The organism is Pseudomonas sp. EL_65y_Pfl1_R83 (assembly GCF_963970695.1).
GTDB lineage: Bacteria > Pseudomonadota > Gammaproteobacteria > Pseudomonadales > Pseudomonadaceae > Aquipseudomonas > Aquipseudomonas tritici.
In genome coordinates this window covers 179717-194634 of sequence record NZ_CAXAQI010000002.1, presented here as the reverse complement: position 1 = coordinate 194634, position 14918 = coordinate 179717, and the positions used below count along the sequence as shown (strand labels likewise).

At 58.0% G+C, this 14918-nt stretch carries 10 protein-coding genes; 9 read left to right on the top strand and 1 reads right to left on the bottom strand.

All coding sequences use genetic code 11. The features are described from left to right. The first annotated feature begins 18 nt into the window (after positions 1-18). The gene (locus tag AACY08_RS03095) at positions 19-903 is read left to right on the top strand and encodes a DMT family transporter (RefSeq protein ID WP_339467977.1); all 885 of its coding nucleotides are present in this window, start codon (positions 19-21) and stop codon (positions 901-903) included. A 30-nt stretch (positions 904-933) separates the two neighbouring features. On the opposite strand, the gene AACY08_RS03090 is transcribed toward AACY08_RS03095, so the two are convergent. After that, positions 934-1794 carry a DMT family transporter gene (locus AACY08_RS03090; protein WP_339467974.1) on the bottom strand — a complete coding sequence of 287 codons (861 nt, stop codon included), beginning with the start codon at positions 1792-1794 and terminating at the stop codon, positions 934-936. Between the two features lie 423 nt (positions 1795-2217). Here AACY08_RS03090 and AACY08_RS03085 point away from each other — a divergent pair, with 423 nt between their 5' ends. The 8 genes from AACY08_RS03085 to AACY08_RS03050 all read left to right on the top strand — a co-directional run bounded on the left by AACY08_RS03085 (position 2218) and on the right by AACY08_RS03050 (position 14883). After that, positions 2218-3009, top strand: coding sequence for a CPBP family intramembrane glutamic endopeptidase (locus AACY08_RS03085; protein WP_339438414.1), 792 nt, complete (start codon positions 2218-2220; stop codon positions 3007-3009). Between the two features lie 263 nt (positions 3010-3272). Then, positions 3273-4424: a non-hydrolyzing UDP-N-acetylglucosamine 2-epimerase gene (gene wecB / locus AACY08_RS03080; protein WP_339467972.1), complete on the top strand. Its 1152-nt coding sequence runs from the start codon at positions 3273-3275 to the stop codon at positions 4422-4424. After that, complete coding sequence (gene wecC, locus AACY08_RS03075) at positions 4421-5683, top strand: UDP-N-acetyl-D-mannosamine dehydrogenase (RefSeq protein WP_339467970.1); 1263 nt, start codon at positions 4421-4423, stop codon at positions 5681-5683. Before wecB ends, wecC begins: the two co-directional genes overlap by 4 nt. 2 nt (positions 5684-5685) lie before the next feature. After that, positions 5686-9993 carry a methyltransferase domain-containing protein gene (locus tag AACY08_RS03070; protein WP_339467968.1) on the top strand — a complete coding sequence of 1436 codons (4308 nt, stop codon included), beginning with the start codon at positions 5686-5688 and terminating at the stop codon, positions 9991-9993. Positions 9994-10039: 46 nt separating this feature from the next. Further along, the gene (locus tag AACY08_RS03065; RefSeq protein ID WP_339467966.1) at positions 10040-10798 is read left to right on the top strand and encodes a hypothetical protein; all 759 of its coding nucleotides are present in this window, start codon (positions 10040-10042) and stop codon (positions 10796-10798) included. A gap of 29 nt (positions 10799-10827) precedes the next feature. Continuing rightward, a complete protein-coding gene (locus AACY08_RS03060; RefSeq protein ID WP_339467964.1) occupies positions 10828-12039 on the top strand; it encodes a glycosyltransferase family 4 protein in 1212 nt (403 codons plus the stop codon). Then, positions 12036-13223, top strand: a complete 1188-nt coding sequence (locus tag AACY08_RS03055) for a glycosyltransferase family 4 protein (protein WP_339467962.1) — start codon at positions 12036-12038, stop codon at positions 13221-13223. The genes AACY08_RS03060 and AACY08_RS03055 overlap by 4 nt, the downstream gene beginning before the upstream one ends. A gap of 94 nt (positions 13224-13317) precedes the next feature. Then, positions 13318-14883, top strand: a complete 1566-nt coding sequence (locus AACY08_RS03050; protein WP_339467960.1) for a methyl-accepting chemotaxis protein — start codon at positions 13318-13320, stop codon at positions 14881-14883. Positions 14884-14918: the final 35 nt, after the last annotated feature.

The window sequence follows — 14918 nt, the reverse complement described above, 5'->3', positions numbered from 1 at the left end:
TTTATGTGGGAGTGATCCGTGAGACCTGTCGACACCCTTTACCTGCTGGGGCTCGCTGCCATCTGGGGCGCGAGTTTCCTGTTCATGCGCATTATTGCGCCGGAAATCGGCACGGTGCCGACTGCGTTTTTCCGCGTGTCGATTGCCGCCGCCGGGTTGCTGGTGATCCTGGCAATGATGCGCGTGAGCTGGGATTTCCAGGGCAAGTTCAAGACTGTATTGCTATTGGGGGTGATCAACTCCGGGATTCCGGCAACTATGTATTCGGTGGCCGCCCAGGTGCTGCCAGCGGGTTACTCGGCGATCTTCAATGCCACCACGCCGTTGATGGGCGTGCTGATTGGCGGGCTGTTTTTCAGCGAACGCCTGACGCCCTCGAAAGTCGCTGGGGTATTTCTCGGCTTGTTGGGCGTGGGTGTGCTGACCCGCGCGGGGCCGGTGGCGTTTGACTTGGAATTATTGATGGGCGCGCTGGCCTGTTTGCTGGCAACCACCTGTTACGGCTTTGCCGGGTTCCTGGCACGGCGCTGGCTGGATCAGCGCGGCGGCTTGGACAGTCGCCTGTCGGCCCTGGGCAGCATGCTTGGCGCGACGTTGTTCCTGCTGCCGTTGTTCGCCTACAGCGCGATCAGCCAGCCTCCAGCGAGTTGGGGGGGTTGGCAGGTGTGGTTGTCACTGTTGGGATTGGGGCTGGTGTGCACGGCGTTTGCCTACATCCTGTACTTCCGCCTGCTGACGTCCATTGGGCCGGTGAGGTCGATGACCGTGACCTTCATGATCCCGCCGTTCGGCGTGCTGTGGGGTGCGTTGTTGCTGGATGAGCCATTGTCCATGGCGCACGTGTATGGCGGGGTGCTGATTGCCGGAGCGTTGTGGTTGGTGTTGCGCCCGAAAAAACGGTGAGCGAAGCCTTTCGCTCACCGTTTGATTGGATCAGTTTTTACGGAAGACGAACATCAACCCGATGATGATCAACCCCATCCCCACCAGGCTCAGCACAGCGAGCGTGTTGCCAAAGATCAGGTAGTCCATTACCGCCGTCACCGCCGGCACCAGGTAAAACAGACTGGTGACATTCACCAGGTTGCCCCGGGCGATCAGGCGGTACAGCAACAGCGTTGCCAGCACCGACACCACCAGCGCCATCCACAACACCGGCAGGTAAAACCCGCTGTTGTGCTCAAAGTGGAACGGCTGGAACGGCACCACCACCGAACACAGCAGCAGCCCCGCCAGGTACTGCACCGGCAGCGTGCCCAAGGGGTTGTCGGTGATACGCTTTTGCATGATCGAGCCGAAGGTCATGCTTGCCAGGGCCAGTAGCCCGAACAGCATCCCGGCCAGGGACATGCCGGACAACCCGATGCCCTGGTAAACCACCATGATCAGCCCCGCCAACCCCAGCCCCAGGCCGAACAGCCGGCGCCACGAGCGCTGACGTTCCATCAGCACCACCGTCAGGATCGGCTGCACGCCCATGATGGTTGCCATCATGCCGGGAGTGACTTTCAGGTCCAGGGCCAGCACATAAAAAATCTGGTAGGCCCCCAGCAACACCAGGCCGGTCGCCGCCGCATACACCATGGGTTTGCCGGGGCGTGGCAATTTCAGCTTGAGGATCGGCACCAGAATCACCAACCCCGCCAGGGCAATGGCAAAGCGGATCAACAGAAATGCGAAGGGTGAAGCATGGGCCAAGCCCAATTTGGAGAAAATCGCCCCGCTGCTCCACAGCAAGACAAACAGGCTCGTCGAGGCCGCCGCGGCCACGGATTGTTTCGAAAAAACAGACATGGATACCACCTGTCATCAGGCAAAAAAAGCCGATTCAGCAGTTGCTGAAACTCAGTAGGTTTTTTTCAGGCGGGCAGACGGGAACAGCAATCAGCTGATCAGCCCGAAAGGCCAACACCCGGCGGTGATACGACTGCGTACACCGGCGTGCGACTGACAGGTGGGGGGTAGTGACTGATCTGCGCAGGCTGCTGGTTCCCGCACGGCACGACTGCAGCGTTGGACGCTGAATCGACTACCGCTATGCGCTGGAAAGCTGGCATGGGCTGATCTTGTGTGAAGGGATGAAGAGGCCCGGACTATAACCAGTCGTTACCAGGGTTGGCAATCACTTCACCCACGCGCAGTGCGTGGAGGCGTTTTCATGCGGGCCTTGGCGGTCCGGTCGCTATAATGCCGCCCAGATTTTTCCAAGGATTCCCCATGCTCCCATTGCCCTGGCTGTACCTGGCGCTTCTTTCCATCGGCTACCTAGTGGCCTTGATCTACGGGCAACTGGGGGTGCTGGCGGGTGTGTCCGTCGCCCTGCTGCTGATCGCCGGCTATGCCGTACGCCAGCAACGCACGCCTTGGGCGCGCTTCCTGGGCCACGGGCTGTTTATCGTATTGGCCCTGGGCCTGGCGATGCACTGGCTGCCGGGTTTCTACAACGGGCGTGGTATTGCTGCGCAACGTTTCACCGCCGACGCCGTGCCGTTCTCGATGTACCTGAACCAGGACAAACCGCTGATTGGCTTCTGGCTGTTGCTGGCCTGCCCTTGGATCGTGGCGCGGCGCTCGTTGCGCTTGTCGATCTGCGTGACCGCCCTGGCCCTGACCCTCACCGCCATCGCCGCCTTGGGGGGTGCAGCCTTGCTGGGGATGATCAGTTGGGCGCCGAAATGGCCGGAACCGGCATGGCTGTGGGTGCTCAATAACCTGCTGTTAGTGACCCTGGTAGAAGAAGCCCTGTTCCGTGGCTATGTCCAGGGCGGCTTGAGCCAGCGCTTCAACCCTCTGCCTTATGGCGAAAACCTCGCACTGCTGCTGGCCTCGCTGCTGTTTGGCCTGGTGCATGTCGGCGCGGGCTGGCACTGGGTGCTGCTGGCCAGCATTGCCGGGGCGGGATATGGCCTGGCTTATCGCTTCGGCGGCCTGGGCGCGGCAATAGCCACACACTTTGGTTTGAACCTGCTTCACTTCGGGTTGTTTACCTACCCGATGCTGGCAGGCTGACCCGACCCGTTTTACGTGACACAAAGGCCGCCTCAAGGGCGGCTTTTGAGTTCTCACGCGACCGGTAACATGCCGTAACTAGCCGAACGGTCAGTAGTCGGCCACGCCCACTTTAGGCAAAATCAACCCTTCGTTTCGTACCCAACCCAATCCACACAACCCAGTTACCACGTGCTCAAAAGCCTGGCACTGCGTTGAAGGCAGCTGTGCACCCGCGTTTCAGGCTCAGCGTTTATTCATCCGCTAAACAAGAAGCCATCCCCATGCCTCTCAAGACACTGTGCATATTCGGCACTCGCCCCGAAGCCATCAAAATGGCACCGATGGTTATCAACCTCGCGAACGACGATCGTTTCCACTCGAAAGTCTGTGTCACAGCGCAACACCGCGAGATGTTGGACCAAGTGCTTGAACTGTTTGGACTGGTGCCTGACTACGACCTGAACATCATGACCGTCGATCAGAGCCTGACCCATGTAACCACCGCGATCATTCAAGGGCTGCAATCGGTACTGGAAGACTTCAAACCGGATGTGATCCTTGTGCATGGCGATACGGCGACCACTTTTGCTGCAAGCCTGGCGGCTTATTACCAGCAAATCCCCGTGGCGCATATCGAAGCCGGGCTGCGTACGCACAACCTTTACTCACCGTGGCCAGAGGAAGGCAACCGACGCCTCACGGGCAGCCTCGCATCGATGCATTTTGCGCCCACTCAAACCTCCCGGCAGAACCTGCTGAATGAGGGCGTCCTCGCCGAGCGTATTCATGTCACGGGCAACACAGTGATCGATGCGCTGCTCAGTGTTGTCGAGAAACTGCGCTCGGCTACATCGCCACTGCGCAGCCGACTTGACCAGCAATTTTCCTTCCTGTCCCCAGGTCAGCGCATGGTCCTGGTGACGGGGCATCGCCGAGAAAACCTTGGCGACGGTCTTGAGCGTATATGCGAGGCGTTGGCAGAAACCGCCGCGAGCTTCCCAACCGTGGCCTTTGTTTACCCTGTGCACCTGAACCCCAAAGTGCAAGAACCCGTAAAACGCCGGCTGGCAGGCATCAAGAATGTGCATCTGATCGGGCCACAGGACTACCTGCCGTTTGTCTACTTGATGACCCGCGCGTACGTGATTCTCACGGATTCGGGCGGTATCCAGGAGGAAGCGCCTGCGCTCGGCAAGCCGGTGCTGGTAACGCGCGACACAACGGAACGTACCGAAGCAGTCGACGCCGGGACGGTCCGGCTGGTGGGCACCGAGATCGCGACCATAACTCATCACCTTAAAGAGTTGCTCAGCAATGAAGCCGCCTATCGAGCGATGAGCAACGCCCACAACCCCTACGGTGACGGCAACGCTTGCGGACGCATCCGCGAAGTGCTTATCGCAACCTGGCACGAAAACGAGGTGGCGGCATGAGCCTTCCAACGTTATGCGTCGTGGGCCTGGGTTACATCGGCCTGCCCACCGCTGCGCTGTTTTCCTCACCTCAACGGCAAGTCATTGGCGTCGACATAAACCAGCACGTTGTGGACCTCGTCAATCTTGGCCAAGTGCATATCGTTGAGCCAGAGCTGGACGCGTTGGTCCACTCAGCGGTCAGCCAAGGCTATCTGCGTGCGACAACCCAGCCAGAACCAGCGGACGCCTTCTTGATTGCCGTGCCGACGCCATTCCTGGAAAACCGTGAGCCAGACCTGAGCTGTATCGAAGCGGCCAGCCGCGCCATTGCGCCTGTGTTGAAAAAGAACGACCTCGTTATCCTGGAGTCGACATCTCCGGTCGGCACCACCGAACTCATGGCTCAGTGGCTGGCCAATGCCCGCCCGGACCTGACCTTTCCCCCAACCCATGGGGAAGCCAGTGATATTCGTATCGCTCACTGCCCGGAACGTGTGCTGCCGGGTCATATCTTGCGAGAACTGGTCTCCAATGACCGAATCATCGGCGGCATGACCCCTGCCTGCTCAAGCACAGCAGTACGGCTGTACCAAGAGTGTGTCGAAGGCCAGTGCATTGTCACCGGCACACGCACCGCCGAGATGTGCAAGCTGACCGAAAACAGTTTTCGCGACGTCAATATCGCCTTCGCCAACGAACTCTCGATGCTCTGCGCGCAGTTGGAGATAGACTCATGGGAGCTGATACGCCTGGCGAACCACCATCCACGCGTGAATATCCTGCAGCCAGGGCCTGGCGTCGGCGGGCACTGTATCGCGGTCGATCCTTGGTTCATCGTCAGTAAAACGCCCGAACTGGCGCGGTTAATCCACACTGCGCGCCTGGTTAACGACAGCAAGCCACAATGGGTCATCCAGCAGGTCAATCTGGCGGTGGCGGATCTTCTATTCAAGCACCCGGGGCTTAGCGCGCACGACGTGCGAATTGCCTGCTATGGCTTGGCGTTCAAGGCAGACATCGATGACCTGCGCGAAAGCCCCGCACTTGGCATCGCCCGGCAGTTGGCCAAGGAGTTGGGGGTCACGTTGCTGCTGGTCGAGCCGAATATTCATACGCTTCCCGCCGATCTGCGCAGCCATACATTGACCGATACGGCCTGTGCCTGGGACACCGCGCATATCCATGTGTTGCTGGTCGGGCATCGCGAGTTCAGGTCACTGCCTGCGCAACACACCAACGAGGTGGTGATTGATGCCGCCGGCGTATTGGCGAACTGACGATGAATGCCCCACGGCCACTGGCCGATACCCACGATCGCGTCATGGAAGCCTACTACGGCAAGCTGGGTGAGCACTTCATGCAGGAGACGCGCGCGCGGATCCATTGGATCTGCGCCCAAGTCACCGGCAAGACAGTCCTCGACGTAGGCTGCTCTCAGGGCATCATTCCTGTATTGCTCGCCCGTGAAGGGCATGTGGTCACGGGCGTGGACAGCAGCCCCCAGGCAATCAAACAGGCCGGCGACTATCTGCGAGCGGAACCCGACCACGTGCAGCAGAATATTTGTTACTTGAACGCAGACTTTCTGTCGCTGGGTACCGAGCGTGTCGAACCTGACAGCATCGTGATCAGTGAAGTGCTTGAACACCTCATCCATCCCGCCACCTTCGTCGAGAAAGCAGCGTCGATGCTCAAACCGCATGGCCGATTGATCATCACCGTGCCATTCGGGGTGAATGATTTTATCGACCACAAGCACACGTTCTACCTGCTGGAGCCGTTTCGGTTATTGAGTTCGCACCTGCACGTCGTCCGGATTGAAATACTGGGCAAGTGGGTGGGAATGGTCGCCATCAAGGCCGAGCCGGGGAAGAGCGCACTGGAGCTTGACCACATCCGCCAGCTCGAAACTGCGTTCGAGTCAGTCGAGCGAAGCCTGCTTCGCCAGGTAGCCGCCAGTCGCCAACACCGGGCGCAGGTGAATCAGAAATACCGTGGAACCACTGAACACATTGACCGACTCAAGAACACGCTTAGGCTCTCCACCCAGCAAATGGAGGCCCTGACCGCCAGCCTGCAACGCGCGGATGCCAGATGCCATCTGCTGGAAAATCGCTTGATCAAGACGCGGGCCAGCACGACCTATCAGTTGGGTTATCAACTGCGTATGGCGGTGGGCTCGCTGCGCGAGTGCCTGCGTTTGCCAGTGGCGTTATTCAAGCTGTACCAGCACGCCTGCGCGCGTCGCAAAGGCCAAGCCCCCACGTCATTCGCAGACCGTGACGCTCTCCCAACAACGTCACCTGACACCGCCGCTTTCCTTGCAGCACCGGCCCCCACGCCATTGCCGGATGCAGCCTATGTGCGCAGCCAACTGATGCTCGCCCCTCATGACACGGCCAAGCCCTTCAGAATTGCCTGCGTGCTAGATACCTTTTCCCATGAGGCCTACCGGTATGAAAGCGAGCTGTTGCAACTGACGCCAGAGCAGGGCCTGGCCGAGCTGCAAGCGTTTAAACCGGACCTGCTGTTCATCGAATCCGCATGGCGCGGCAAGGAGGACCGCTGGCAGAACAAGATCGCCCAGAACAGCGTAGAACTGCGCGGGATCTTGCACTGGTGCCGGGAACACAAAGTGCCAACGGTGTTCTGGAACAAAGAAGACCCGGTGCACTTTGAGACGTTCCTGGGCACCGCCAAGCAGTTTGACCTGGTGTTCACCACGGATATCGACTGTATTCAACGCTATAAAAGTGCGTTGGGGCATGAGCGTGTCTACCTGCTGCCCTTCGCCTGCCAACCGGCCATACACAATCCGCTCGAACTGTATGAACGCAAGGATGCGTTCTGCTTCGCCGGCGCCTACTACACCCGATACACCGAGCGGACCCGCGATCTGGAACACTTTATCAACGACCTGCCTGGCTTGCGTCCCCTTGAGATCTACGATCGTAACTTCGGCACGACAGAGCCCAACTATCAGTTTCCGACCCGGTATCGGGGCCACATTGCTGGCACGTTGAACGCGGCGCAAATGGACCTGGCTTATAAGGGTTACCGCTATGCGATGAATCTCAACTCGATCAAACAGTCGCAATCCATGTTCGCCCGCCGCATCTTTGAATTACTGGGGTCCAACACCCTTACCGTCAGCAACTTTTCTCGCGGCCTGCGTGTACTGATGGGTGATCTGGTCATTTGCAGCGACAGCAGTCAGGAAGCATTACGTCGCCTCAACACTCCCGCTGAGCACGCCAGGCAGCGGTTGGCCGGCCTGCGCAAAGTGATGCAGGAGCACACCTATGCCCATCGTTTGCGGTATGTGATGAGCAAAGTCACAGGTCGTGTGGATGACGTGCCTCTGCCAACAATTTGCCTCGTCGCCGAGGCGCGCAATGACGTTCAGCTGCAGGCACTCAAGGAGCATCTGCAACGCCAGCGCTACCCCCACGTCAACCTGCATGTCGTGGTAAACGATTCGACAACAAGGCAGCCCGCCAGCGTGGATTCCCGCTTACACCTGATTGAGCGCAGCCAGCTGGATAACCTTACCCTGGCCGACCTGGCAAACGGCGCAGAGTGGTTTGGCGCGATGATTGCGGCGGACTACTACGGCCCTCACTACCTGCTCGACCTGGCATTGGCCACGCGTTACAGCAAGGCGCATGTGATCGGCAAGATGGCTCATCATGTCGCGGACAAACAAGGCATACACCTGATAAATCCGGGCCAGGAATACCGCTGCACGCTCGGTATAGCAGCACGCCGAGCCATGATCAGGACGACGGCAGTGGCGCAACAGCGCGCCCGTGACTGGCTGGAAAGCCTGCCAGGGCTCACCTACACGCACCCTGGCTCCCTTGCGATTGACGCCTTCAACTACTGCGAAAACGCCGTAGGCAGCGGTCTACAGCATGTTATCGACGTGGTAAACGACCTTGATTTGAATACCGGTATCAGCCTCGATCAGCTTCAGCGCAGCAGTGAAGCAATCCCGCCACTGAACGCAAGTAGCTCCTGCCCGCAGACCAGCGGCCAGGACCTGGCAAAACTGTTCGAACCACTGCGCAGTAAGCATTTGCAAGCCCAGGTAGAAGGCAAAACCTGGCATATCCACTCCTCTCTCGCAGACGGAAAACACGAATACCACTACGCCAGGCAGACCTTAAGTGTTGCGCAACTGGAGGGGACCGAAGGCACATTGAGATTGATGCTCGATGCCACGCCGGGCTTGAACCTGCAACTGGTTGTACTGTTTCTGGATGCGCAGGAACAACGGATCAGCCATGTCATGCAACTGGCTAATCGGAGTCAGGCCTGGGATGTACCGCCAGAGACGGCTTCCTTGCGTCTAGGCCTGCGCGCCTACGGCAGCGGCAGCTCGACGATCAAGGCGCTGGTTCAAGGCCATTGCGACATTCAACCCTTTACCGTCCTCGCGAAGGCTAAGCATCTGCTGCTGACCAACCACTACCCGGCCTATGGCGACCTGTATCGAAATGGTTTTATTCATACCCGTGTCGCGGCCTATCAGGAACAGGGCCTGCCCATAGACGTCTTTCGGTTGCGACCCAACGAACCGATCAGTTATCACGAATTTGACAATGTTGACGTAGTGACCGGGCCTGCAAGCGCCTTGAAGAGCATGCTTGACGCCGGACACTACATATCGGTGCTGGTGCACTTTCTGGACCAGCAGATGTGGGAAGTAGTGCGCCCCTACCTGCCTCGCCTTCGAGTGATTGTCTGGGTGCACGGCGCGGAGATCCAACCCTGGTGGCGCCGGGCTTACAACTACGGTGATCAAGAGCAGTTGCAGCTGGGCAAGCTCGACAGCGAAAGACGCATGGCTTTCTGGCGCAGCGTGCTGCAGCCCATGCCACCCAATCTGCAATTGGTATTCGTGTCGCGGCAGTTCGCCGAGCAAGCAATGGAAGACCTAGGGTTCCGGTTGCCTCAGAACCAACACCGAATCATCCACAACCCCATTGATACCCGACTGTTTTCTCACGCGGAGAAAGCGCTTGAACAGCGCAAAAAAATCCTGTCGATCCGCCCCTATGTATCACGCACTTACGCCAATGACCTGAGCGTCAAAGCCATTCAACTGCTGGAGACAAAGCCATTTTTCAACGAGCTTGAGTTCCTGATGATGGGCGATGGGCCGTTGTTTGAAGAAACACTTGCGCCGCTGCGCAAGTACCCGAACGTGCGGATCGAAAAAGGTTACTTGAAACAATCACAGATCGCTGACCTGCATAAACACTACGGCGTATTTCTGTGCCCTAGCCGAATGGACACTCAAGGCGTTTCTCGCGATGAAGCGATGGCCTCAGGCCTGGTCCCTATTACCAATCGGGTCGGAGCAATCCCTGAGTTTGTTGATGACGCCTGCGGTTTTTTAGCTGATCCCGAGAGTTCTAACGGGATCAGCGACGCGATAGAAACGCTGTTTTTAAACCCGGGAATTTTCAGGGAAAAGTCCTTGAACGCCAGGCAGCGAGTGCTGATGCAAAGCGATGTGCACTTGATCACCGCATCAGAAATAAGCCTTATACGAGAACCCCACGGTGAGCCAAGAAATTAGGGCCTTGCAACACAGTGTCCTGTCGACACTCATCTGGTGCGTACACTTGGGCCGTAACTTCATGAACATCGCTCCACGCGCAATGTTGATGGCTCATGCTGCGCATTTTTGCGCACAGATGTTGTTGATAACGACCCATTTCCTGCCGATCAAGATTGTCATTCTGCTCGGATCAGAGACGGTTCCTGCGTATTTTCCGCCGGTGCTGAAAGACCTTAATAAAATCACCCTGATCATCGGGTTAGGCCTGTTGACGGTGATCCTCTACGTTTTTTACCTAGGGGCCGGTTTTATGGCTTCCCGTTACTCAAGAAACGGCGCACGTGCTCTGATAAAACGCTGCGCAGAACCAACACTGCTCAACACTCAATTACCCCTGGCTGCCAGAGCGTTTTCCAGATTCACACGGGGCTTATCCGATGCCGTGTTCGCCCTGACCGTTTTCATGGCATTGCTCTACCTTTACCCGTCACTCCTGGCCGCCAGCCTTCTCTACTATGCAACCGCAGCGGCTGTGCTGATTGGTTTGAACAACCGTAGTCAACGCGTGCATTCGATGCTGTCCCGCCACCCTCTCACAGTAGCCGACACATTCCACGCCACAGGTTTCCTGGTGACATTCGCCTTCATCATTGTCGACTTTCTTTGTCTGACGCCTCCCCACGTTTACATCGCGCTCATCGCGCTGATTCTCCTCCGTCAAAGCTTCAGCAGGTTGAAGGTCCTCACACAGGACGTTCTTTACCTGAGCAGTCACTCGCTGAACATCAATCGGATGTTTCTTGCCACCCACCCGATTCACTGAACACCGTCGAAATAAACAGGAATTCCCCCGTGCCCCCTATCGCCATGATCGTCTGGAATGAGTTCCGCAATGACGCCCGCGTATTGAAACAAGCCCGGACACTCCAAGCGGCCGGTTATCAAGTGACAGTGTTCGCATTGCATACACCAGGTGTAACGCAGCGCAGGGAAGTACTGGCGGATGGCATCCGTGTGATACGCGTGGCGCGCAGCCTGAGATGGCGACCCGCAAGTGCTGGATCTTGCGCTTCGACCGGCTCACCGCCGACAGAACAGTCGATGCCGCTGCGACGCATCCTTTCACGACTTTGGGTGCATGCAGGGCTATTGGTGCGGATCGCTCTGCATCGCGCCGCCGTTGTGCATGCCCATGATGTTAATACGCTGCCCACTGCATGGCTGGCCGCCCGGCTCAGCGGAGCGAGGCTGGTGTACGACGCCCATGAACTCAGTACCAGCCGCGAGGGGTATGCGCGCTTTCGCAAGTGGGTTGCCTGTATCGAAAAAGCCTTGATGCCCAGGGCTGAGGGCACCATTACCACCACACAAAGCAGGGCTAAGTTCTTTGCCAGGGCATACGGAATAACCCGTCCTCTGGTGCTGCAAAATCGTCCGTGCCTGATCGCCAGTCCACAGAGCCAGAGGATTCGCCATGAGCTGGGTTTGAAACGGCCCTGGCCCATCGTTCTCTATCAGGGCGGCCTTCAACAGGGGCGCGGCCTGGAGCGTTTGTTACGCGTCGCAGTCACATTGCAACGCGCTTACTTCGTATTGATTGGGGGCGGCAGGCTTACGACCCCCCTGAAGATGTTGAGCGAGGCGCTTGGCTTGACAGAGCGAGTGCACTTTATTCCGACCGTTTCATTAGCGGATTTGCCCGGCTATACCGCGTCAGCCGATATCGGTGTGCAGCCTATAGAAAATACCTGCCTGAACCACTTCACCACCGACTCGAATAAGCTGTTCGAATACATCATCGCCGGGCTGCCCGTGGTCGCGACGGCGTTTCCGGAGATTCGCAAAATTGTCCGGTCCCACGCGGTGGGGTTGTTGGTGACGGCAGGCTCGGATCAATCACTGCACCGGGAATTACAGCGGTTGATCGATGAACCGTTGTTACGTCAGACACTGGCCCAAAACGCGAAAAATGCCGCCTCGTCTCTAAGTTGGGAGCAGCAAGAAAGCAATTTGCTAACACTGTATGAACGCGTACTGACGGGTAAGACTGAGAGGTGCATATGACAGTGCGCATTCTTTTATTGAGCTATTACTTTCCGCCCGACCTGTCGGCCTTTCGCGTCGAGGCGCTGGTCAATGGCTTGCTCACCTACGGTAACGATGAGATAGAGATCGACGTGCTGACCACTCAGCCGAACCGCTACCCTTCTTATACTTTCTCCTGGGATCACACCGCACATCAGCCAAGGCTGTCTATCACCCGCATAGACCTGCCCACGCACGGATTCAGCGTTTGGGGCCAGGCCTGGGGATTTGCCAACTATGCCTGCGGCGTACTTCGAGCGGTAAAAGGCAAGCAGTACGACGTGATTGTGACCACTTCTTCCCGGCTGATGACGGCCACACTGGGCGCCGCTATTGCGCGCCAAAAAAAGGCACCGCTCTATCTGGATATCCGAGACATCTTTGTCGACATACTGCCCGAACTTTTCCCCGGCGTCCTGGGCAAACTCCTGGCGCGAGTATTTTCCCGCGTTGAACAATTCACCCTCGATCGCGCAACGCGGGTAAACCTGATATCACCCGGGTTTCTGAGTTACTTCTCGGCTCGTTATCCACACAAGCGCTTTTCAACTTTCACCCACGGTGTGGACGATCTCTTTCTTGAAACCCCGTTCTATCCAGACACGCCTAACGAACCAACACGCCCACTGAAGATTGTTTACGCAGGCAATATCGGCATCGGCCAAGGCTTGGATAAAATACTGCCATCACTGGCCGAACGGCTCGCAAACACAGCCCGTTTCTACGTGATTGGCGATGGCAGTACGATGAAAAAACTGCGCGAAGCACTGATCGAGGGACATGTAAAGAATGTCGAGCTTATTGCGCCCATGCCCCGACACAAACTGATTCATTACTATCAGCAAGCCGATGTGCTTTTTTTGCACCTCAATGACTTCAAGGCATTCTTGAAAGTCATTCCCTCCAAACTGTTTGAATATGCAGCTACCGGAAAGCCAATACTCGCGGGACTGGAGGGTTATTCAAAGGCGTTCACACTCAATCATATTCCCAATGCTTGCGTGTTTGCCCCCGGAAACCCGGACGCAGCGGTTGCCGCACTTGCCCGCCTTAGGCTCAGTGCTACTGACCGCGAGGCATTTTTAAGGGCGTATTCGCGAAGCACGATCCAGCAGCGCATGGCGTTCGACATTCTCGAGACCGCAACACTTACAGAACAGTGACGCGAGGCGGTGGCCGGTTGATTGTTGCAAAAATAAGTTAAATAAACCGCCATTCCTGCCGACAACCCTTGAAAGCCTTGCGGATTGAACAACCATGCGTAATAACCAACCCGTTACCCAGCGCGAACGTACCTTCCCCGCTCAGCAACGGTTGATCTCCACCACAGATGCCAAGGGCGTGATCACCTACTGCAACGACGCATTTGTCGAAATCAGTGGGTACACCCACGAAGAACTGGTCCGTGCCCCGCACAACCTGGTGCGTCACCCGGATGTTCCGGCGGCGGTGTTCGCGCACATGTGGTCGACGCTCAAACAAGGCTTGCCATGGATGGGCATCGTAAAGAATCGCTGCAAGACCGGTGATCACTACTGGGTTAACGCCTATGTGACGCCAGTCTTCGACGGCAACCAGGTGGTCGGCTACGAATCGGTGCGCATCAAGCCCACCTCTGAGCAGATCCGCCGGGCCGAAGCACTTTATCACCGCATCAACCAGGGCAAGTCAGCGATCCCCCGGCGGGACAAATGGCTGCCGGTGTTGCAGGACTGGCTGCCGTTTATCCTAGTGAGCCAACTGAGCTTCATGATCGGCGCGTCACTCAACTCCCACTGGGGCTTTGCCCTGGCGGCGGGGTTGTCGGTGCCGTTGGGCCTGCTGGGCTTGAGTTGGCAACAGCGTGGCCTCAAGCGTTTGCTGCGCCTGGCCGAGCAGACCACGTCCGACCCGTTGATCGCGCAGATGTACACCGACAGCCGTGGCGCCCAGGCGCGCCTGGAGATGTCGATCCTCAGCCAGGAGGCGCGCCTGAAGACCTGTCTGACGCGCTTGCAGGACACTGCAGAGCACCTGAACGCCCAGGCGGCGCAGTCCAACACCCTGGCGCATAACAGCTCCAGCGGCCTGGAACGCCAGCGTGTAGAAACCGAGCAGGTGGCTACGGCGGTCAACCAGATGGCGGCGACGACTCAGGAGGTCGCCAGCCATGTGCAGCGCACCGCCGATGCGACCCAAGAGGCTAACCGCCTGACCGGTCGCGGTCGCGACATTGCCGGGGAAACCCGCGAGGCGATTCAGCGTCTGTCGGTGGCGGTTGGGGAGACGGGCGTGACCGTCACTCAATTGGCCAAGGACAGCGATGAGATTGGTGGTGTGGTCGATGTGATCAAAGGCATCGCTGACCAGACCAACCTGCTGGCCTTGAACGCAGCCATCGAAGCGGCGCGTGCCGGTGAGATGGGTCGAGGCTTTGCCGTCGTTGCCGATGAAGTCCGTCAACTGGCCCAGCGTACCGCCGAGTCGACCGGGCAGATCCATGCCCTGATCGCCAAGCTGCAGCACACCGCTGCTGCCGCTGTGCAAACCATGGACGCCGGGCATCGCCAGGCCGAAGAAGGCGTAGCGCGGGTGATGGAAGCGGATCAGGCGTTGGTGGGCATCAGCGAAGCGGTGGCACATATCACCGACATGACGACCCAGATCGCTGCTGCCACTGAAGAGCAAAGCTCCGTGGCCGAAGAGATCAGCCGTAATATCAGCACGATTGCGCTGTTGGCGGACCAGACGTCGGAGCAGGCGTTGAACTCGGCGCAGTTGAGTGAAGAGCTGACGCATACCGCGAATACTCAGTATTCGCTGGTGGAGCGTTTCAACCGGTAGACCGCTATCGCAGGCAAGCCAGCTCCCACATTTGG

Coding starts and splice junctions, on each gene's coding strand:
- AACY08_RS03090 (WP_339467974.1), bottom strand. CDS start 1,794: ATGTCTGTTTTTTCGAAACAATCCGTGGCCGCGGCGGCCTCGACGAGC.
- AACY08_RS03085 (WP_339438414.1), top strand. CDS start 2,218: ATGCTCCCATTGCCCTGGCTGTACCTGGCGCTTCTTTCCATCGGCTAC.
- wecB (WP_339467972.1), top strand. CDS start 3,273: ATGCCTCTCAAGACACTGTGCATATTCGGCACTCGCCCCGAAGCCATC.
- wecC (WP_339467970.1), top strand. CDS start 4,421: ATGAGCCTTCCAACGTTATGCGTCGTGGGCCTGGGTTACATCGGCCTG.
- AACY08_RS03070 (WP_339467968.1), top strand. CDS start 5,686: ATGAATGCCCCACGGCCACTGGCCGATACCCACGATCGCGTCATGGAA.
- AACY08_RS03055 (WP_339467962.1), top strand. CDS start 12,036: ATGACAGTGCGCATTCTTTTATTGAGCTATTACTTTCCGCCCGACCTG.
- AACY08_RS03050 (WP_339467960.1), top strand. CDS start 13,318: ATGCGTAATAACCAACCCGTTACCCAGCGCGAACGTACCTTCCCCGCT.